At 43.2% G+C, this 18954-nt stretch carries 20 protein-coding genes; 12 read left to right on the forward strand and 8 right to left on the reverse strand.

Annotated elements, in window-relative coordinates:
- Positions 1 to 169 precede the first annotated feature (169 nt).
- Together FTV08_RS05760 and FTV08_RS05765 are read left to right on the forward strand one after the other, a co-directional pair.
- A complete protein-coding gene (locus FTV08_RS05760; protein WP_180086865.1) occupies positions 170 to 1375 on the forward strand; it encodes a CsgG/HfaB family protein in 1206 nt (401 codons plus the stop codon).
- Positions 1376 to 1459: 84 nt separating this feature from the next.
- A complete protein-coding gene (locus FTV08_RS05765; RefSeq protein WP_044113164.1) occupies positions 1460 to 2134 on the forward strand; it encodes a hypothetical protein in 675 nt (224 codons plus the stop codon).
- 313 nt (positions 2135 to 2447) lie between these two features.
- On the opposite strand, the gene FTV08_RS05770 is transcribed toward FTV08_RS05765, so the two are convergent.
- The 3 genes from FTV08_RS05770 to FTV08_RS05780 form a co-directional block, all read right to left on the reverse strand.
- Complete coding sequence (locus FTV08_RS05770; RefSeq protein WP_005094083.1) at positions 2448 to 3023, reverse strand: xanthine phosphoribosyltransferase; 576 nt, start codon at positions 3021 to 3023, stop codon at positions 2448 to 2450.
- An 88-nt stretch (positions 3024 to 3111) separates the two neighbouring features.
- Positions 3112 to 3825 carry a DUF3108 domain-containing protein gene (locus FTV08_RS05775; protein ID WP_044113163.1) on the reverse strand — a complete coding sequence of 238 codons (714 nt, stop codon included), beginning with the start codon at positions 3823 to 3825 and terminating at the stop codon, positions 3112 to 3114.
- Positions 3826 to 3984: 159 nt separating this feature from the next.
- Positions 3985 to 4671 carry a hypothetical protein gene (locus tag FTV08_RS05780; RefSeq protein ID WP_044113162.1) on the reverse strand — a complete coding sequence of 229 codons (687 nt, stop codon included), beginning with the start codon at positions 4669 to 4671 and terminating at the stop codon, positions 3985 to 3987.
- Positions 4672 to 4934: 263 nt separating this feature from the next.
- Here FTV08_RS05780 and FTV08_RS05785 point away from each other — a divergent pair, with 263 nt between their 5' ends.
- Entirely contained in the window at positions 4935 to 5792 is an 858-nt protein-coding gene (locus tag FTV08_RS05785; RefSeq protein WP_171260775.1) for an energy transducer TonB, read from the forward strand.
- 183 nt (positions 5793 to 5975) lie between these two features.
- On the opposite strand, the gene ybeY is transcribed toward FTV08_RS05785, so the two are convergent.
- From ybeY to miaB, 3 genes are read right to left on the reverse strand one after another with little or no spacing between them, the layout of a single operon-like run.
- The gene (ybeY, locus tag FTV08_RS05790) at positions 5976 to 6458 is read right to left on the reverse strand and encodes an rRNA maturation RNase YbeY (protein ID WP_180086866.1); all 483 of its coding nucleotides are present in this window, start codon (positions 6456 to 6458) and stop codon (positions 5976 to 5978) included.
- A 22-nt stretch (positions 6459 to 6480) separates the two neighbouring features.
- A complete protein-coding gene (locus FTV08_RS05795) occupies positions 6481 to 7557 on the reverse strand; it encodes a PhoH family protein (RefSeq protein ID WP_004732214.1) in 1077 nt (358 codons plus the stop codon).
- Between the two features lie 37 nt (positions 7558 to 7594).
- Positions 7595 to 9052, reverse strand: coding sequence for a tRNA (N6-isopentenyl adenosine(37)-C2)-methylthiotransferase MiaB (miaB, locus tag FTV08_RS05800; RefSeq protein ID WP_071850832.1), 1458 nt, complete (start codon positions 9050 to 9052; stop codon positions 7595 to 7597).
- Between the two features lie 334 nt (positions 9053 to 9386).
- Between miaB and FTV08_RS05805 the strand changes: the two genes are divergently transcribed.
- The 6 genes from FTV08_RS05805 (at position 9387) to FTV08_RS05830 (ending at position 14274) form a co-directional block, all read left to right on the forward strand.
- Positions 9387 to 11321: a lytic transglycosylase domain-containing protein gene (locus FTV08_RS05805; RefSeq protein WP_180086877.1), complete on the forward strand. Its 1935-nt coding sequence runs from the start codon at positions 9387 to 9389 to the stop codon at positions 11319 to 11321.
- Positions 11322 to 11353: 32 nt separating this feature from the next.
- A complete protein-coding gene (locus FTV08_RS05810) occupies positions 11354 to 11992 on the forward strand; it encodes a ribonuclease I (RefSeq protein ID WP_180086867.1) in 639 nt (212 codons plus the stop codon).
- 167 nt (positions 11993 to 12159) lie between these two features.
- Entirely contained in the window at positions 12160 to 13146 is a 987-nt protein-coding gene (locus FTV08_RS05815) for a malate dehydrogenase (protein WP_004645103.1), read from the forward strand.
- Positions 13147 to 13316: 170 nt separating this feature from the next.
- Positions 13317 to 13595, forward strand: a complete 279-nt coding sequence (locus FTV08_RS05820) for a DUF2789 family protein (RefSeq protein ID WP_004645104.1) — start codon at positions 13317 to 13319, stop codon at positions 13593 to 13595.
- A gap of 51 nt (positions 13596 to 13646) precedes the next feature.
- Positions 13647 to 13901 (forward strand): DUF2789 family protein, encoded by a 255-nt coding sequence (locus FTV08_RS05825; RefSeq protein ID WP_005108635.1) that lies wholly within the window; start codon positions 13647 to 13649, stop codon positions 13899 to 13901.
- A 115-nt stretch (positions 13902 to 14016) separates the two neighbouring features.
- Positions 14017 to 14274 (forward strand): DUF2789 family protein, encoded by a 258-nt coding sequence (locus tag FTV08_RS05830; protein WP_004645106.1) that lies wholly within the window; start codon positions 14017 to 14019, stop codon positions 14272 to 14274.
- Between the two features lie 89 nt (positions 14275 to 14363).
- On the opposite strand, the gene FTV08_RS05835 is transcribed toward FTV08_RS05830, so the two are convergent.
- Positions 14364 to 14891, reverse strand: coding sequence for a hypothetical protein (locus FTV08_RS05835; RefSeq protein WP_005108638.1), 528 nt, complete (start codon positions 14889 to 14891; stop codon positions 14364 to 14366).
- A 70-nt stretch (positions 14892 to 14961) separates the two neighbouring features.
- Positions 14962 to 15564, reverse strand: coding sequence for a 2OG-Fe(II) oxygenase (locus tag FTV08_RS05840; protein WP_044113158.1), 603 nt, complete (start codon positions 15562 to 15564; stop codon positions 14962 to 14964).
- Between the two features lie 117 nt (positions 15565 to 15681).
- On the opposite strand from FTV08_RS05840, the gene FTV08_RS05845 reads away from it, so the two are divergent.
- Genes FTV08_RS05845 through FTV08_RS05855 form a run of 3 tightly spaced genes read left to right on the forward strand, consistent with a single transcriptional unit; the run spans position 15682 to position 18494 of the window.
- A complete protein-coding gene (locus tag FTV08_RS05845; protein ID WP_004732197.1) occupies positions 15682 to 16539 on the forward strand; it encodes a 23S rRNA (adenine(2030)-N(6))-methyltransferase RlmJ in 858 nt (285 codons plus the stop codon).
- A 38-nt stretch (positions 16540 to 16577) separates the two neighbouring features.
- Complete coding sequence (gene pssA, locus FTV08_RS05850) at positions 16578 to 17399, forward strand: CDP-diacylglycerol--serine O-phosphatidyltransferase (RefSeq protein ID WP_005108642.1); 822 nt, start codon at positions 16578 to 16580, stop codon at positions 17397 to 17399.
- Positions 17400 to 17417: 18 nt separating this feature from the next.
- The gene (locus FTV08_RS05855; RefSeq protein ID WP_180086868.1) at positions 17418 to 18494 is read left to right on the forward strand and encodes a DUF6670 family protein; all 1077 of its coding nucleotides are present in this window, start codon (positions 17418 to 17420) and stop codon (positions 18492 to 18494) included.
- Positions 18495 to 18954 lie beyond the last annotated feature (460 nt).

Consider the following 18954-nt stretch of genomic DNA (forward strand, 5'->3'; position numbering starts at 1 on the left):
CTACTTCCATCGGGACGGTAAATACCCCGACCAACAATATCAATGTAGAGGGTACAGACAACAGTATCGATATTACGAGTGAGTTGCTGAATGAAGCACCAGTCAATTCAAATACCAACCAAAATCCTCAGCGCTGTCTTAATTTAAGTAACAGACCAGGAGAATCACAATGTTGAATTTCTCCTCGACAAGAAGACATATATCTTTCGTGAGTGCCACTGTCCTTTTCAGCTCTTTTTTAACAGGCTGCACGGGTTTAGCGCCCTCAAACAAGAAGCCAGTTAGCCTAGTACAAGGCCCCCCAATTACCGATATTTTTACCCCTTTTGATATGGCTTTATCCTGCCTAAAAGGACAATTACGTAGTGATGTGAGTTTCTCCGTGGGGGCAATTCTGGATCAAACCGGTAAGGATGTAGTTACCAATGGTGGTAGCGGAAAAATGGTGACCCAAGGTGCGGGAGATATGGTGCAATCTGCCTTGTTTCAGGCGGGGGTAAGCTTAATGAACCGGCGTGATCCCCGGATTATCGAAAGCGAAGCCAAGTGGGGCATTCGTGATCCAAGACAAATCCAGGCTTCTGATTATTATGTGACAGGCAGTATTAACAGTCTGGATTTTATTCCGGGTGGTGGTTTTGACATGCAGATCGCTGGTGTCGGTCCGAATTATAGTCAAACCCGGATTATGGTCGGTCTGGATTTATCTTTGACTGATACCCGCAGCAGTAAAGTCGTGGGCAATGTTTCATTGCAGAAGCAAATTGCTGCACAGGATTATGGCTTAAGTGCAGGCAGATTCGCTGGTCGTACACTCTTAAATATTCAGATTGGAAAAGGAGAACGAGAGGCAACTAACTTTGCCTTGCGGCAAATGTTGAATCTGGCCACTTTTGAATTGCTGAGTCAGGTTGTCCCACCCGCCGTATTTGAAAGTTGCCGTGCGCAGATACCGCCAGAGTTTGGTCAATTGAACTTAACCCGAAGTTCTGTCGCTCTGCATAAATACAAGAAAAACCAGCAACAAAATAGTACAGCTTCAAGCAGTGTTGTTCAGGAGTCAGTCTCAAGCCAGACAGACTCATCCAATGAAAAAAATAAGTTAACCAACTCCCCGAGTAAAGATACAAAACCGCCTAAACAGAAAGAGTCCGAGGTGATTCAAAACCCTGAAGCAGAGCCTGAAATGAGTAAACAGGACTTGATGAAATATATCAGCAAGAAGCAGCGTCAACCTTCTTCAAATGAAAAGAATGAAGAAAAAGATACTCAAGAAGAAGCTGCTAAAGAACAAGAAGATGAAAAAACCACAACGCTATGGGAGGTTAATCCTGATGTGGTCGAAAATTACTGGTCTAGCACCCAACGTGATTAAAAATATTTAAAAATGGGCTCGCTCCCATTATAAGAAGGAGTACTTAGCGAGAGGTACTTCAAAACAAAAGTAGGAAGAACAACGATGAAAAACACGATCAAAACAATCGCTTTATCCGTCGCCTTTCTGTCTAGCGCAGGTATGGCATATGCCCAAGGAGATGAAACACCTACTGACGTCACCGTAGATACAGGCTTGCAAGCTACCTTGGATTCTATTTCTCAGCAGGTTGAAAATGGTTCTGCTTTGAATCTTGCAGTGAATACAGGTGATGTTGATGCAAGCGTTGATTTAGAAGCAATTGCAGAAGCTACAAGAGAAGCACCAGAGGCCATTAGTTCAATTGAAGGTACAATTGAAACTACTGCGATTGGTGCCGCGAATACAGGTAGTATCAGTATTGAGCAGGGTAGCTACAATAAGGTGGTATCAGACATATCAGATGCCACGGATAACTACGACTACAGTGCAGTAACCAGTGCAACTAATAATTCTGAAACTCTAGAGGAGCTATCAGAGGTTGCGGATAGTTCAGATATCTCGGAAGTTGTGAGTTCGACACTGAGCACTGACTATAGTGAGGAAATCAATGAAACTTTAAGCAATTATAGTGTAGCGAATATTGCCTATAATGCGGGTGCTATTGATGCATCTGTCAGTGCTATTTCAGAAGGAACTCAAACTGCTATTAACAACAGCATCACAACTACCGCTATCGGTGCTGTGAATAGCGGTAGTATCACTGTGACTGTTAAATAAACTCTTTTTTTCGAGGTAAACACAGGCCTAACTATTGGCAGATAGTTAGGCCTCTTTATTTTATAATAACATCCACATAAATTGTTGTTTATTCATCGGATAAAAAAAGTACTTATTGTTTAATACTCTCTATTTCAGAAATTGAATAGCTTGGCGCTTAAAAGTAAGTCATTTATCTAGGATCAAATCTGGAAGAATAAATAAGAATTTAGGCTGAGCTATAGCCGAGTTTTGGATACTTTAAATTTATATCATCAGAAAAAACGCAATAAAAAAGAGCGCATCAGCGCTCTTTTAAAATTCATTGGCGAGCTTAGTCACGAACAAATTCAACTGTACCATTTGCCAAAGATTTCACGCGTGCCAGTGATTCCACACGGTAGCCTTTTTCAAGTAGCAGGTCACGACCTGGCTGGAATGATTTTTCAATCACAATGCCAATACCGACTACTTCGGCATTTGCCTGGTGGATCAGGTCTGCAAGACCTAAAGCCGCTTGACCATTAGCCAGGAAATCATCGATCACTAAAACTTTATCGGTTGAGCTGATGTGTTTATTTGAAATCGCGATTGTGCTTTCAGTCTGTTTGGTAAATGAAAAGACTTTAGAACGATATAAATCATCTTTCAGGGTCAAAGACTGGTATTTACGTGCAAAGATCACCGGTACGCCAAGCTCTAGGCCGGCCATTACTGCAGGTGCGATACCTGATGCTTCAATCGTAATAATTTTGGTAATACCAGCATCTTTAAACAGACGCGCAAATTCTTGACCAATCAGTTGCATCATGACTGGATCAATCTGATGGTTTAAGAAAGAATCTACTTTCAAAACTTCTTCAGAGAGAACGATGCCTTCAGCCAAGATTTTCTGTTCTAGTGCATGCACGGGAGAATCCTCAAGAGCAGGTGCTTTTTCAAGCAAAAGCGTATTGTAAAAAGCACCCGGAAAAAATCAAGTGAAATTCGCCAAAAACTTAGTTGCTTGCACCTTTATAATCAGTTAACAGCAAACCATAGGAGGTTTTCTTGTCGACATGCGAAACTTTGACCGGAAGATAGTCAAGTTTTGGCGCCAACCAGAAGATGGTCTCACGGCCTGGCTTGCTATGCTTCATCACCACTTTAATGGTATTAAAGGATCCGTATTTGGTACTTATAGTCTCTGAACCCTGTTTGATAAACTTACGGCCTTCAACTTCTTTAGCATCAGCGATGTAATAATTTGCTTTCAGGCCTGAATTTTTTAAATCTTCACGGATCTGCAATTCCGCATTCAACTCATCCAGAACATCTGCTCTCCAGGCAAAAGAACGTTTTTCATCATCTTTCTTGGTACTGATAGTTTTGCTGGAAGGATTGAAATTAATACTCATAGTGTTGTTATGCACCAATACTTTACTACTGCGACTGAAACTGCTTGAGCCGATCTTGCCATTATTAAAAGTAAAGCGGCTGGTTTCGGTTGCAGAGGCAATACCTCCGGCTTTTGCAGCAAAGACATAAGTCCAGTTATTGCCTGATTTGCTTAAAGTCCGCGTTGCAGAACCCATATTCTTGCCATTATAGCTAAATTGATAACTGGCCTGAAAAGGAGTCATGGCAAAAGCCTGGCTAGAAATACCAGTGAACAGTATCGCGCTGCTCAGAGCCGTGGTCATCACTAAAGTTTTGAATACAGTCTTCGCCATCAGTTATTTTCCTATATTGGTTAAACGGGCAAAAAATATCATTTATTGCACCCTTTATTATTTGGGCAAAATATGGAAGTTGAAGGGATATTTCTGCCAAAAATGTATATTTCATGTAGTTTTATGGAACTTTTTTTCAAAAACTACGTTTGACATGATTTAAGAAGGATCTTTCTGTTTGATAGGGGTGACCCGGTTGTCATCCATCTTGTCTTCATCCCAGTTCTCTTCCTGATCTTGGGAAAGTTTTCTAAACAGGGCGGCCAGATTGACATTACCAATCACCACCAGTTCGGCTTCACGAAGTACTGCGTGATTCACATGAACTTTGCCCAAGGTATCAATGACCGATCGGCTTTTACCTAACCAGCGATTTAAATCCAGATAGAGCAAGTCATCGATGACTTTAATCACGCCCAGTTTTTCCAAAATCATTCCCAAAGGATCTTTATTCAAGACACGTTGATAGAAGAACAGGCCAAAACGCACGCCAAGTTTATAAAGCATATTCGGATATTTGGCTTCAATCAGCTGGGTATCACTAATTTGCTCGAACACGATCAACTGGGTGGTTTTATTCAGTTCCATCTGTACCAGTTTCAAATCAACCGATAAAGTGACAATCAGGCCTTTATAATCCAGTGTTGCGTAGAGACGCAGCCAGTCTTCATGTAAATCTGCGTGTAAGTCTTTCAATGCATCGACATTGTCTGTGACAAAGCGCTGAAAGGTTGCATTTAGGAAGACTTGCGATAGGGGAAATTCACGCTCATCTTCAATAAATCCTTCCGCCCTCTGATACACTTGGCGGATTCGGTTGGAGATATTGGAAATTAGCGTTTGCATACTGAAGCGTCCTGGCAACTTTATTTTTGACTCGGGATGTATCTTGTCGAATTGTATGAAAAATACAAGCGTTCATGCTTGAAGTTTAGCAAAATAAATAGCACCATTTTTATAGTTTTAGTTATGTAACGTTGAAGATTTGATGGATTTGGCATTTTAAAAAGATAAATGACGAATCCGTTTATTTTTAATCTTTCAAATACTTTTTTGGGGAGCTGAACTCATTATTGAGTTTAGGCGAATGTGAAAAAACGATGATACTCATGCCTCTGGTCAGAACTTGGTGGAAAGATCCAGTGTTTAGCAGTGCGTTGCTTGCCGCAGGCATTCTGCATTTGATCGTGCTGACACTGGAATTTGGTATGCCGCAAGATCGGGATACCAGTACCAAAGAAATCGCGGTCAGCTTGCGCCAGACTGATGAAAAAATTGAGCATGCTGATTTTCTCGCCCAAACGGACCAGCAGGGTTCCGGCCAGTTTAGAGAAGCTCATCGCATGTCGAGTGATATGCCATCGCCGTTAATGGAACAACATGCAGGCGAAGAGCTGCAAGAAAGTCTGGATATGCTGCAACAGCAACAGGAACTCAGTTTTGAAGAAAAAGTCCTGATGACCACCTTGAGCTGGCAAAAGCAGGCGGAAGAAAATCAGCGAAAAAAAATGCAGGAGCAATTACAGAGCCAGTTTCAGGCCAAAGCGGCCATGGTCGCCAGTCTGGAAGCGCAATATTTACAGCGTCAGCAAAATTTCAGTCGTCAGCAAAAAATTAAGACTGTAGATGGTATTCAGTCCAAGCAGGATGTTTCTGCCGCCTATCTGGAAAAGTTTCGCGAGAAAGTGGAGTTCTATGGGAACCGTTATTATCCGGAAGCAGCCAAACAACAGAATCTGGCAGGGGAAGTGCGGCTGATGGTGATCCTGAACCAGAATGGCGGGATTCGTGCCATTCGACTGATTGACAGTTCGGGACATGCCATGCTGGATGAAGCAGCCAAAGCTTCCGTGCGTAAGGCAGCGCCATTTGGTGCTTTCGACAGTAAAATGAAAGAAATTTCCGAACTGCGAGTGATTCGTACCTGGCGTTTTGACCCGGCAGAAGCGGAGTTTGAAGTGCGTTAAAGTTGATATTTACCAAGACCTCTCCCTAACCCACTCCTAATAAGGAGAGGGAACTATATCTATAATGTTTAACAATCATAGGATTCTAATGAATGTTCTCCCTCCCTCTGGGAGGGAGTTAGAGGGAGGGCAACTTTCATTAAAAAAAGCGAGCCTTGGCCCGCTTTTTTTAATATTCAAATTTTAGTTCTGTTCCAGATAAGGATTTTCAAAACCCAGCTTGGCCAGAATCTCGATCTCAATGCCTTCCATTTCTTCTGCATCTTCATCTGAATTTTCATGATCATAGCCCATTAAGTGCAAGGTGCCATGAACCAGCATATGGGTAAAGTGAGTCAAAGGCGCTTTGCCCTGTTCACTCGCTTCACGTAATACCACCGGAATACAGATCACCAGATCACCAATGGGAAATGCATCCAGAAACTGCGCCATTTCATCTGGAAGCTCACTCGGGAAAGACAGTACATTGGTCGGTTTGTCCTTGTCTCGATATTCCAGATTAAGCTTATGACTTTCGTCATTGTCGACACAGGCAATTCCAATTTCGCAATCACTTTGAGTGCCAATATGACGTAAAGTGGTTTCTACAACTTTTTTAATATAGGCACGTTTCAGCACCAGTTCAGGCGACTGAAAGTCCTGTTGTAAGGAAAGACTAAGTTTCAACACAAATCCTTAAGTTTAAAGCTTAATGCTGTGCGTCTGCCGCAGCATCATTTTCAGCGATCAAGGCATCCTGACGTGCTTTACGTTCGGCACGTGCTTCAGCACTTAAACGCTGCTGTTCACTGTCCCAGCCTTCGTAGGCTTCGACAATTTTCTGTACCAGCTGATGACGTACCACATCACGCGAATGGAAACGGGTGATATGAATTTCAGGAATTTTATCAATCACACGCAAGGCATGTGACAGACCGGATTGCTGACCACGCGGTAAATCTACCTGAGTTACGTCGCCGGTAATCACGGCACGTGAACCAAAACCTAGGCGGGTCAGGAACATCTTCATCTGTTCTGGGGTGGTGTTCTGCGCTTCATCTAGAATCACGAAAGAATGATTCAGGGTACGGCCACGCATATAAGCAAGCGGAGCGACTTCAATCACCTGGCGTTCGATCAGTTTGGCCACTTTTTCAAAGCCGAGCATTTCATACAGCGCGTCATACAAGGGACGTAAGTACGGATCGATTTTCTGGGTTAAATCCCCCGGCAAGAAACCAAGTTTTTCACCGGCTTCAACCGCAGGACGAACCAGCAAGATCCGCTGAATTTCATTACGCTCCAGCATGTCCACGGCAGCCGCAACGGCGAGGTAGGTTTTACCTGTACCCGCAGGGCCAATACCAAAAGAAATATCACTTTGCAGAATGCGCTGTACATAACGTTTCTGGTTGGCACCACGCGGATTGATCCGGCCCTTACGAGTTTGCAGCCAGACATTGTCCAGCCCCGTATGTTCCTGATCGTCCAGATCTTGCTGAAGTTCACGGTCAGTCTGGCTGCCCTGAATCATCAGATGTAAAGTATCTGCACTAATCTGCTGACTATGTTCAGATTCTTCATGAAGACGTTGCAAGAGCATTTCGGCTCTCTCAACGGCATCGATTCCACCATCAATAATAAAACTTTCTCCACGATGGGAGATTTTGACGTCTAAACGTTGTTCAATTTGCTTCAAATGGCCGTTATAGGCACCTAACATGGCTTGTATACGGTCCATCGAAATTCCAGGAAAAGCTACTGTACGTCGAATCGCTGCAGTCAAGAGTGTTCCTTATGAAGTGTGCGTTATATGCTCTACATTACGCCACGTCAGGCTCAAGATTCAAGAGCTCACCGTAAACTAAATTCAAAGTTTTAATTTCGGTAATTTCAATCTCGGCAAAGCGGCCTACCCAGGCAGGGTCACCAATAAAGTTGACATAACGGGTATTGTCCGCCGTACCGACCAGAATATTCGGATCTTTATCAGAAACTTTTTCGATCAGTACACGCTGGATGGTCCCGAGCATGGCATCCGTCTTGTCAATGCTTGAACGCTTAATCCATTGCTGAACTTTGGCCAGACGTTCTTTTTTGACATCTTCAGAAATCGTATCTTCCAGTTCTGCCGCAGGCGTACCCGGGCGTTTTGAATAGATAAAACTATAAGAATGGTCAAAATCCAGATCCTGAATAAACTGATAAGTCTCTTCAAAGTTTTCATCTGTTTCACCCGGGAAACCAATGATAAAGTCTGAAGATAGGTGCATGTCAGGGCGAACTGCACGTAACTTTTTAATCTTTTCGATATAGACATCGATGGTGTGGTTACGCTTCATCGCTTGCAACACATCATTGGAACCGCTTTGTACCGGCAGATGCAGATGTGAAACCATTTGTGGCAGGTCACGATAGCATTGTATCAGGTCGTCATTAAATTCCAGTGGATGCGAGGTGGTATAACGAATACGGCCAATGCCCGGAATATCTGCAACCAAACGTAACAGATCGGCAAAGGTACAGATATTGCCTTCAAAAGTTTCACCACGATAACCGTTTACGTTCTGACCCAAAAGTGAAATTTCACGCACGCCTTTTTCTGCCAGACCCGCAATTTCAGCGAGCACATCATCCAGTGGACGAGATACTTCTTCACCACGCGTATACGGCACCACACAAAAAGAACAGTATTTAGAACAGCCTTCCATGATCGAGACAAAAGCTTTATAACCTTCAACACGCGGTTCAGGTAAAAAGTCGAATTTCTCGATGTCCGGGAAGGAAATATCCACCAGTTTGATTTTTTCTTTTTTCGGCTTTTCGATCTGCTCAAAATGCTGATCCAGCATTTGCGGCAAACGGTGCAGGGTTTGTGGACCAAAAATCATATCGACATAATTGGCACGTTTCTGGATGTTGTCGCCTTCCTGAGACGCCACACAACCACCAACACCAATAATCAGATCAGGATTTTTATCTTTAAGCTTACGCCAGCGGCCTAGCTCGGAGAATACTTTCTCTTGGGCCTTTTCACGGATCGAGCAGGTATTCATCAGCAGAATATCGGCATCTTTAGGATCGGTGGTCAGCACATAGCCATGAGAATCGCCTAACAGGTCTGCCATACGGTGACTGTCGTACTCATTCATCTGACACCCTTGTGTTTCGATGTACAGTTTCTTGACTGAAGCATCGCTAACAGGGGTGTGCGCTGGCTGGGTAACAGTGTTTTCTGAGGCAGCTGGGGCACCATTCGGAATGAAGGTTTGAACCGTCATGTAGGCTCCTACAAGGTAATACGTTGAAAGAGTGAACGAACAGCCTGATTGATGCATCAAACAGGTGAATAAAAATTCAATTCACAGACTGAAATCTTGGAAAGGCGCATATTTTAGCAGGAAAGTCGCTTAAACTTATAGCCCAAATTAACTGTGGAAAAATATTGATTTATGGGCAAAAATTGTCTGTAGATTAATATTGCTTAATCATAAGGTTACATAACTGAACAATAGAGTTGGTTATAATCTTCAAACTAGCTCTTATGATATGCAACATGGGCTAAGCACAAAATCGATGATAGAAGGCAAAGGGATGTTGAAACACACTAAAACTATGTATAAATACTATAAATTAATTACTTTAAGTGTGGCATGTATCTGTTCAGCGAGTACACAGGCAGCAGAAGAACAATTTAATGATGCCTTGCGTGCAGCCAATGCAGGTAATACTGAACTGTTACAGCAATATCGTCTTTCTATGCAGAATGATGCCTTGGGCTATTATCCGGAATACTGGATTTTAAACCAGAATCTTGCCATGCAGCCTGTCAGCCAGATTATCAGCTTTGCCCAGCGTTACCCTCAATCCGCTATGGCTGAAAAGCTGGCAGCAGACTATGTCGAAGAAAAAGTAAAAATGGCAGACTTTAGCACTGCCCAACCGGTATTGCCTTATGTAACTAATGCCGATCCCGCCGAAGCCTGTGCAGTGGCACAAGTGCGCGCCAAAGCTGGTGATGAACTGGTCTATGCCGAGTTTAAAGAAGTCTGGTTAACTACCAACAGCCAGCCTGATTCTTGTACTGGTTTAGGCCGGATGATGCTATCCAGTCCACTCATGACGGCAGAAGACCGTCAGCAGCGACTCTGGGGACAACTTCGTGCCGGACAGTCAGGTCAGGCCATTGCGACAGCGCAAGGCATTGGTCTAAATCTGTCTCTGGCACAACTGAATTCGATTCAGGCCAATCCCACTAATTATTTGTGGTCTGCGCCTAAAAGTACTGCGGCAGAGCATGCCTATCTGATTTATGCGCTGGGACGTCTGGCCGATAGCGATTTGGACTCAGCTTTGTCTATCGTCAAGCGGACCGCGGAAGGTACACCAGTACAGGTACAACGCGCCTTATATCGTGCTGTCGGTTATATCGGTGGTACCACAGTCATGAAAAACAACTTCAACCGGGAAGTGTTAAATGCGCTAGATGCCAGCTATGGTCTGCCATTTAGCCCGGAAGAAGCCGAGATTTATGCGCGTCAGGCGATTCGTTTTAGTGCCTGGGAAAGCCTGATTCGTGCGATTGACAGCATGAGCGTCAACCAGAAGCAGGAAGATCGCTGGCAATATTGGCTGGCGCGTGCTAGTGAACAACGTGCTGACCGTGCTTCCAAGCAGGCAGCAGAAAGTATTTATCGTAAGCTGGCGACCGGAGATGACTATCACAATCTTTTGGCACGCGACAAGCTGGGGCAGGTGACCGCGAGTACACCAACCCCGGCACAGCCATCCAATCAGGCTATGCAGCGCTTGAATCAGGATATTCATTTCCGCCGTGCTTTCACTTTACGTAATATCAGCGCCCCAGAGAACTACATTAACCGTGAATGGAACTGGGCAGTACGTCAGGCTTATCTAAAGAAAGATGATGACCTGTTGCTGGCTGCGGCAAAGCGTGCCATGGACATGGGTTGGCATGATCGGGCCATTTATGCCGCTGACCGTACCGCGAACAAACATAATTATAACTATCGTTATCCAATGCCACATCAGAATTACGTGGTCAGCCATAGTCGCAATGCGGGGATTGATCCGGCCTGGGCCTATGGTTTGATGCGTCAAGAAAGTCGTTTCAATACCGTCGCACGTTCACATGTCGGGGCGGGTGGTCTAATGCAGATTATGCCGGATACGGCCAAGTTGGTGGCGCGTCAAATGGGTGAGGCTTATAACCCGGCGGCACTCACCGATATGAATACCAATATTCGCTACGGAACATTCTATTTATCTACGATTCAGCGTCAGCTTAGCGATAGTCCGGTGCTGGCAACGGCAGGCTATAATGCCGGTCCAAACCGTGCCCGTCGCTGGCAGCCAGAATTTCAGGGGATTGCTGCAGATCAATATACTGAAAGTATTCCTTTACTCGAAACCCGAGATTATGTGAAACATGTCATGACCAATGCCACGCATTACGGTATCTTGTTAGGACAGGGGGCACAGTCAGTAGGTAAACGCATGCAACTGATACCATTACGTAATACACAATAAAATTAAAATTATTGGGGGATGGTAATTTATTCATGAAAATAATGAAGGATCGTCGAGTCTGGGCTGGATTGGTTGCGCTTGTGGTTTTGGCCAGCAGTCCGGCAGTGTTTGCTACGCCGACAGACTATGTCATGGATGTACAAATGGTCCCGGCCTTATGTAGTCTGTATCCGGAATATGCCAAGAAACGAAAATGTCTGGAAGGTTATTCGCTGAATATCTCCGGCTTATATCCTCAGACCACATCACAAAATTGCACGACCAATAGCTCTGCGAAACTGTCACCACTTCAGTCCAAGGTAGTGGCCAGGATCATGCCGGATGACAATACCCGGACAATCTTATGGCGCAATATCGGTGGCTGTGTGCCGATGAATGCCAGTCAATATTTCCGGACGATTATCAATTATGCAGATCGTCTTAAAGTGCCTGCGGAACTGACGGAACAGGAAAATATTACGATTTTTGTCGATACGCTGCGGGCCAAATTCCTGAAAATTAATCCGCAATTACCGGGCAATGCCTTGCGATTCAACTGCCAGCAGACTCAGTCAGCTAGCGTGCTTACCTCGATCAAGGTCTGTTATCGCCCCAATGGCAATTACAAATCCTGTCCTGCCAACATTATTAATACATGCCCAAAAACTGTCACAATAAAAGGAACATACTGAGCTTTTTTGCCGATTTAATTTATATTTCCTATCAGACTTTAGGTGAAATCCGTCCTCTTTTATATGCATCTGGCAAAGGATTGGAGTACAATCTTTCGCGTTTACGATTATTAGATTAAATACTAACTATTTAATCGCATTGAATATCCTCAATTGGAGATAATTAGATGAAGCAAGCAGTTCGTGTTGCCGTTACTGGCGCTGCAGGTCAAATTGGTTACAGCCTATTATTCCGTATCGCAAGCGGCGAAATGCTAGGTAAAGATCAACCAGTGATTTTGCAATTGCTCGAAGTTCCTTTTGAGAAAGCTCAACAAGCGCTTAAAGGCGTAATGATGGAGCTTCAAGATTGTGCATTCCCATTACTAGAAGACATGATCGGTACTGATGATCCTAAAGTTGCATTTAAAGATGCTGACTATGCGTTATTAGTTGGTTCACGTCCACGTGGTCCAGGTATGGAACGTGCTGACCTGCTTAAAGTGAACGGTGAAATCTTCATCGGTCAAGGTCAAGCATTGAACGAAGTTGCGAGCCGTGACGTTAAAGTTCTAGTTGTTGGTAACCCTGCAAACACGAATGCTTACATCGCAATGAAATCTGCTCCAGATCTTCCAGCGAAAAACTTCACTGCAATGTTACGTCTTGACCACAACCGTGCTGCATCTCAAATTGCTGCTAAAACTGGTAAAGCGGTTAAAGACATCAAAAATCTTACAGTTTGGGGTAATCACTCTCCAACCATGTATGCTGACTACCGTTTTGCAACAATTAACGGCGAAAGCGTTAAAGACATGATCAACGACCAAGAATGGAATGCAAATACATTCCTTCCGACTGTTGGTAAACGTGGTGCTGCGATCATCGAAGCACGTGGTTTGTCTTCTGCTGCTTCTGCTGCTAACGCTGCGATCGACCATATGCGCGATTGGGCTCTTGGCACAAACGGCGAATGGGTAACAATGGGTATTCCTTCTGATGGTTCTTACGGTATCCCTGAAGGCGTAATGTTCGGTTTCCCTGTAACAACTGAAAACGGTGAATACAAAATCGTTCAAGGTTTAGAAATCGACGAATTCAGTCAAGAGCGTATCAACTTCACGTTGAACGAACTTGAAGAAGAGCGCGCAGCAATTGCTGATATGCTTAAATAATTTAATCTTCTTAGATTAAGTTGAAAAAAGCACTCCATTTGGGGTGCTTTTTTTATATCACTCACTTTAATCAACAAAAAATAACAAGCTGTGAAGGAGAGACAACTGAGTTTTCGCTATGAGCCATCTAAGGTAGAAACAAGATTATAGATAAAAAGATGGAGGTTCAGATGTTAGAGCAACGCGCCACCTTCGAACTTTTCTTTGAACAATTGGGTCTGGATTCGAGTCCGGAAGCCATTGATGAGTTTATTAGTACGCATCAAATTGGTATGGATGTGCCACTGCATAAAGCTCCTTTTTGGAGTAAATCACAGCATGACTTTCTGATCAGTCACTGGAAGAAAGATGATGACTGGGCCATTTTTGTCGATGTGTTAAATGAACAATTACATATTGAGGCAGAGGGTTCAGGTTCCTGTGACATACCCAGCCATAAATCAACCTAAGAATTCGAATCTCAACACGCTCATAATTTAACGCTACGATGGAGTCTATTTATGCTTACGGAACAACAGTTAACTTTAGAATTATTATTTGAACAATTGGGTTTGCCTTCTGATGAAGCCTCAATTACTCAGTTTACCGATACCCATCAATTACCATCTGAAGTCGCATTGCCAGATGCCGAATTCTGGAGTGAGGGGCAAAGTGCCTTCTTGCGTGAACACTGGCACCAAGATGATGAATGGATTGTCATTATTGACAAGTTAAATCAGCTTTTACATGTGGAAAGCGACAAGCAAAGCGCTTAAATGCATTCATACAAAAAGAAACAACAAACCTAGTCAAATGACTAGGTTTTTTTTGCCTTATCTTATAAGTTAGATCTATAAATAATTACAATTTATCTGATATAAGGAGGGCGCGATGCTCGCAAAGAACCAACCATCCTTAGAGCTCTTGTTTTCTCAGCTCGGTCTCGCCAATAGTCCTGCGGCTATTGAATTGTATGTACGCACCCATCAACTGCCAGCAGGGCTGTCCTTGCATGATGCGCCATTCTGGAATAAAGCCCAGCGTTCTTTATTAATCAGCCATTTGGTACAAGATGATGATTGGGCAATTTGGGTCGATGAACTGAATCAGCAACTGCACATGGACGCTTATAGACGTCAACCTGCTTGATCATTTTTCCTGTGTTCTTCTGGTATTTAGAGTAAGACGATATAACTTGCATTAAAAAACGCCTCATCTGAGGCGTTTTATTCTTTGGCTTAATGCATTTTGCTTTTTAATATTTTGTTAAACCATTCGTGCTGACGATAATCATTAAATGCATGATGCTGCTGTAATAATTCCAGCTCAAATTCGGCAGTGTTGGTGTACTTACCTAACCAGTGGCGAGTCAGGGCTGGCTCATTTTTACTGGCACTGGCATAGGCCAGGAAGAAATAAATATCACCATGTTCATAACTGGCCATTGGCTTTAAAATTTGCTGGGTAATCAGGGCAAAATGGTGCTCTTTAGTCAATTCAAAGAACATCATATAGGCCTTGGCCAGATGCAAAGATAGGTTGATATACATGCGCAGCGGCATTTCTTCAAATTCTACCCGGCCTTGTTCCAGCAACACTACGGCTTCTTGCAGGAAATGTCGCTGTTCCTGACGCAGTTCACTTAAAGTCACCAGCTGTAAACGAAGATCAGCACGTTCAAGCGTTAATTCTGGCGTATTGCCTTTTAAGTACAATTGGTCAGTTTCACCCAGACGTTGAATAATCTGTTTGGTTGTTAATCGCATCAACGCAATCCTCATTTCTCAATAATGGCTATATGAGGCTAAAAATTAAAATTTAAAGCGGCAGGTCGTCTTAGAGTAGTGAGGTATCACTTCTTAGCCAGGCGGTAATGGATAGGCGTTGCTGTTTAGAGATTAAAACTTCATGTAATAAATCGCTCTGGAACAGCGCCATTCGGTTTGGTTCTGGCTGGATAATATGCCACTGGCCATGTTTGTCCTGCAGGCGCAGTTCACCGCCCCAGTCCTTCTGCCATTGTTCATGTAAATAATACACACTGGAAATCATCCGGCCATTTTTATCTTGAGGATTGTCGCGGTGCAGGGCATAGAACTCACCCGCGTGATAGCAAGCGAAATGTGCTTCGACATCTTTGATGCCTAAATAAAACGCGCGGTTTAAAATTTGAGAAAATTGTTGAAGGGTTTGGATGTGTCGGTGGGAAATTTGAAATTCAGGTTGTAACCAAAGAATATGATCACTACGGATGTTGTTAACGACGCCATTTTGAATGGCTGCATTACGAAATTCGTTTAAGTGGCTTAAACATTCTTGACTCACAGCATGTTGATATTCGCTAGAGTACGCATCGTCAACAATACTAAAGCCATGTTGATCTAAATCATCTAAGATTTGATCAACATTCCAATCCCCTGGGATGATAACTGCTTCCATTTTTTCAATTCTCGATAGTGTGATAAAAAAAGGTCCGCTATTTTAGTGCAATAATCGTTTCTGAACGAAATAGTTTTTCATGTTAAAATAGCAATTGATCTTAGGAATAATTGAAACATGAATTACCGTCACTCTTACCACGCAGGCAACTTTGCCGATGTCATGAAGCACGTTTTATTGCTTCAGTTGTTGACTCGACTGAATGCAAAAGACAAACCTTATCGCTATGTAGATACACATGGTGGTGCAGGTAAGTATGATTTGTCGACTGCCGAAGCGCAAAAATCAGGTGAGTTTTTAAACGGTATTCATCGTCTGGTTAAGCTTGATGATTCGATCAAGCGTAATGCACCTGAAGGCGTACAACAATATTTGAAAATTGTTGAAAATATGCGTGAAAACTTTGGTAAGGGTGCTTATCCGGGTTCACCGTGGTTTGCGCTAGAAGGCATGCGTGAGATTGATAAAGCGACCATTTTTGAAATGCAGCGTGATGTGTTCCAGCAACTTCGTCATAATATTTTTGACAAGCGTGCAGGTTTGCATGAGCGTGATGCATACGAAGGTCTTTTAGCAGTCATTCCACCAAAAGAAAAACGTGGTCTGGTGATGATCGATCCACCGTATGAGCTGGAGCGTAAAGATTTTCCGCAGTTGGTAGAACTGCTAGTTGCTGCTTATAAGAAATGGCCGACAGGTGTATTCGCCGTTTGGTATCCAATTAAAGACCGTGCCATGATTGAACGCTTTGAGAAGAAAATGTTCAAGACCGGTATCCGCCGTCAACTGGTTTGTGAAGTCTGTGTATGGCCGGATGATACTCCAGTGGGCTTGAACGGTTGTGGTTTGCTGGTGATTAACCCGCCTTGGAAATTCTCTGAAGATGCAGATGAAGCACTACAGTGGTTATTCCCGCATCTTCGCATGAGTGAAAATGGTGGTCACGCTGCAGTTCGCTGGTTAGTGGGCGAGTAATTTTTTTAAAAATCAGGTCATAGCTAGGATCGACAAGAATGACAAATATAAGCAAACCGGAACGCGACTCTTCAACCGAAGTGCCTTTTGATGGCATCACCTTCGAGGTGGAAGAAGAGGAGCATACCCAGGAAGGGCAAAAAGTTAAGCGTCGAGGCATCTATCTATGGCCGAACCTTATTACAACCGCAGCGTTGTTGTCAGGTTTCTACTCGATTATTGCCAGTATGAATGGTGATTTTCAGCAAGCTATTTATGCGATCTTTATTGCGGCATTACTGGATGGACTAGATGGCCGTGTGGCACGTGCCATTGGTGCACAAAGTCCGTTCGGCGAACAGTTCGATTCCCTTTCTGACATGCTGGCTTTTGGTGTGGCTCCCGCTATTTTGATGTATAGCTGGGGCTTGAGCGATTTGGGTCGTATTGGTCTGGCAGCCTGTTTTGTCTATACCGCATGTGCTGCGTTCCGTCTGGCACGTTTCAATGTGCAGATTGGTGTGGTCGATAAACGTTATTTTATCGGTGTCGCAAGTCCTCTGGCTGCCATCATGATTGTATCATTGGTCTGGGTCGGTCTGGATTTTCCAGAAATCTTTGATATTCGTGAACCTTCTCTTCAGGTCATTAATGCAGTGGTCATTATTGCGGTGGGCTTGTTGATGATTTCCAATATCAAATACTATTCATTTAAAACTGTAGAACGTAAACGGGTTCCATTTTTTGTCCTACCAATTGCCGTATTCGTCTTTGCAGCGATGACTTATAATATTCCTGTCGGCATTCTGGTCATTTCTATTCTCTATGCCTTGTCTGGTTTTGTGACCACCTTTATGGCAAAAAGATCGAGTACATTATAAAAATATAAGGAGTCTGAGATGCGGTTTCTTCAAGATTTTTTAGATCGTTCGAAACAGCTGAATCAGACTCCTACTGTTTCTCGCTATCCCGCCTATCATGGCCCCACCTCAAAATATAAAATTATTCATCAAGGTTTGATGATTCCCGGGCTTCCGGCACCGCTCTATTATTTAAACTTTCTGAGTATTATCGGGCAACCCAATGCACCCATGTTGGCAAACCCGAGTGCAATCGAAACCACAGCCTTAGATACCGCCACCGTGATTTGCAGTTCGAGTCCGCATATGGTGGGGCAATTGCATCACTATTCGATCAAGCAGGACTGTCATTTTCAATCTAGTCTATTTCAGTTCTTGGATCGAGAGCAATTGAGCGGAAATTTCCCAAATTTTCGTTTGCAACGTTCTGACTCGGAACTCAGTTTTGATTTAAATATTCAGACCACTCAGCTGATTTCTCATTTTACCCAAATGCGTTTTTCCTTGGCAGACCACTGGTCTTTGCTATGTCATTGTCAGGGAAGGGTGAACTATAAAGCGCAGCAATATACGATCGATGGTCTCGGAAGCTTTGAATACGCGCGGAGTTTTAACTTTCCTTATCTGCCTTTGGCCTTCCTGACTTATCAAATTATTAATCTCAGTGAAAATCGCCAGTTGCTGTTGGCGCAAATTCGGGATGGTTTTAATCGTATTGTTCAGTCGCGGATCTATCTGCGTGATTTAAAAAACATGCGGACCCAAATGTTCGATCGCAAAGTTTATTTTAAAGTTCATCGTGTTTATCCGCGTGTCACGACACCCAATGGGCAGAGTATGTATTTGCCGCGTGAATTTGAATGGTGTTATGAAAATGCAGACGGTACTTGTATCTGGGTACAAGGTCAAAGTCGTGGAGATTTTAAATTTGGCCTGGCAGCGGGCTATGTAGGAAGTTTTAGTTATCAAGTGAAAATAAATGAAGAAACTGAAAATGGGGAAGGGGGTTATTGTGAATATATAGATTGCCGGCCTTTACGCTTTCAGGAACAGAATAAAACTGAAAAAAGATTAAGTCATTTATCCAATTCAGTCCCTTTAATGCTCAAGAAATGAAGAAAATTGCGATTTTTGTAGAATAAATAAACAGTCGTGGTGTTTTTGCTGAATTATTTAAAAATAGGGGTTGTATTGGGTCGGGAATACTGTAGAATGCACATCCATCGGCGGTGATGAAGATTAAAACTTCTGATAAAACAATGGCTTAGTTAAGTTTAATTGAGTTGGGTTTTATTTGATAAGTTTAAAAATAATCTGAATTACTGGTTGACTTTCTAGAGATAGAGAGTAATATAGCCGACCTAGCTTGCTGGTGACGAATTAGCAAGAAGATCATTAAGAGATTATGAAGAACAACTTGTGTGGATTTTTACTGGTTGATTGATCGAGATTATTTTCATTGATTGATGGTAGAAATTACTCGAAGTTTATTTGAGAAATATTTGTCAGAAAATTGATGAGCCAAGATTGGCACCCTTTAAGGTGCTACTGATTTTAAACTGAAGAGTTTGATCAT

Source organism: Acinetobacter sp. YH12226 (assembly GCF_013417805.1).
Taxonomy (GTDB): Bacteria; Pseudomonadota; Gammaproteobacteria; order Pseudomonadales; family Moraxellaceae; genus Acinetobacter.

Excerpts from the sequence above, each read along its gene's own strand:
- FTV08_RS05760 (WP_180086865.1), top strand. The coding sequence starts at position 170 with ATGTTGAATTTCTCCTCGACAAGAAGACATATATCTTTCGTGAGTGCC.
- FTV08_RS05765 (WP_044113164.1), top strand. The coding sequence starts at position 1,460 with ATGAAAAACACGATCAAAACAATCGCTTTATCCGTCGCCTTTCTGTCT.
- FTV08_RS05775 (WP_044113163.1), bottom strand. The coding sequence starts at position 3,825 with ATGGCGAAGACTGTATTCAAAACTTTAGTGATGACCACGGCTCTGAGC.
- FTV08_RS05780 (WP_044113162.1), bottom strand. The coding sequence starts at position 4,671 with ATGCAAACGCTAATTTCCAATATCTCCAACCGAATCCGCCAAGTGTAT.
- FTV08_RS05785 (WP_171260775.1), top strand. The coding sequence starts at position 4,935 with ATGCCTCTGGTCAGAACTTGGTGGAAAGATCCAGTGTTTAGCAGTGCG.
- miaB (WP_071850832.1), bottom strand. The coding sequence starts at position 9,052 with ATGACGGTTCAAACCTTCATTCCGAATGGTGCCCCAGCTGCCTCAGAA.
- FTV08_RS05805 (WP_180086877.1), top strand. The coding sequence starts at position 9,387 with ATGTATAAATACTATAAATTAATTACTTTAAGTGTGGCATGTATCTGT.
- FTV08_RS05810 (WP_180086867.1), top strand. The coding sequence starts at position 11,354 with ATGAAAATAATGAAGGATCGTCGAGTCTGGGCTGGATTGGTTGCGCTT.
- FTV08_RS05815 (WP_004645103.1), top strand. The coding sequence starts at position 12,160 with ATGAAGCAAGCAGTTCGTGTTGCCGTTACTGGCGCTGCAGGTCAAATT.
- FTV08_RS05820 (WP_004645104.1), top strand. The coding sequence starts at position 13,317 with ATGTTAGAGCAACGCGCCACCTTCGAACTTTTCTTTGAACAATTGGGT.
- FTV08_RS05825 (WP_005108635.1), top strand. The coding sequence starts at position 13,647 with ATGCTTACGGAACAACAGTTAACTTTAGAATTATTATTTGAACAATTG.
- FTV08_RS05830 (WP_004645106.1), top strand. The coding sequence starts at position 14,017 with ATGCTCGCAAAGAACCAACCATCCTTAGAGCTCTTGTTTTCTCAGCTC.
- FTV08_RS05835 (WP_005108638.1), bottom strand. The coding sequence starts at position 14,891 with ATGCGATTAACAACCAAACAGATTATTCAACGTCTGGGTGAAACTGAC.
- FTV08_RS05840 (WP_044113158.1), bottom strand. The coding sequence starts at position 15,564 with ATGGAAGCAGTTATCATCCCAGGGGATTGGAATGTTGATCAAATCTTA.
- FTV08_RS05845 (WP_004732197.1), top strand. The coding sequence starts at position 15,682 with ATGAATTACCGTCACTCTTACCACGCAGGCAACTTTGCCGATGTCATG.
- pssA (WP_005108642.1), top strand. The coding sequence starts at position 16,578 with ATGACAAATATAAGCAAACCGGAACGCGACTCTTCAACCGAAGTGCCT.
- FTV08_RS05855 (WP_180086868.1), top strand. The coding sequence starts at position 17,418 with ATGCGGTTTCTTCAAGATTTTTTAGATCGTTCGAAACAGCTGAATCAG.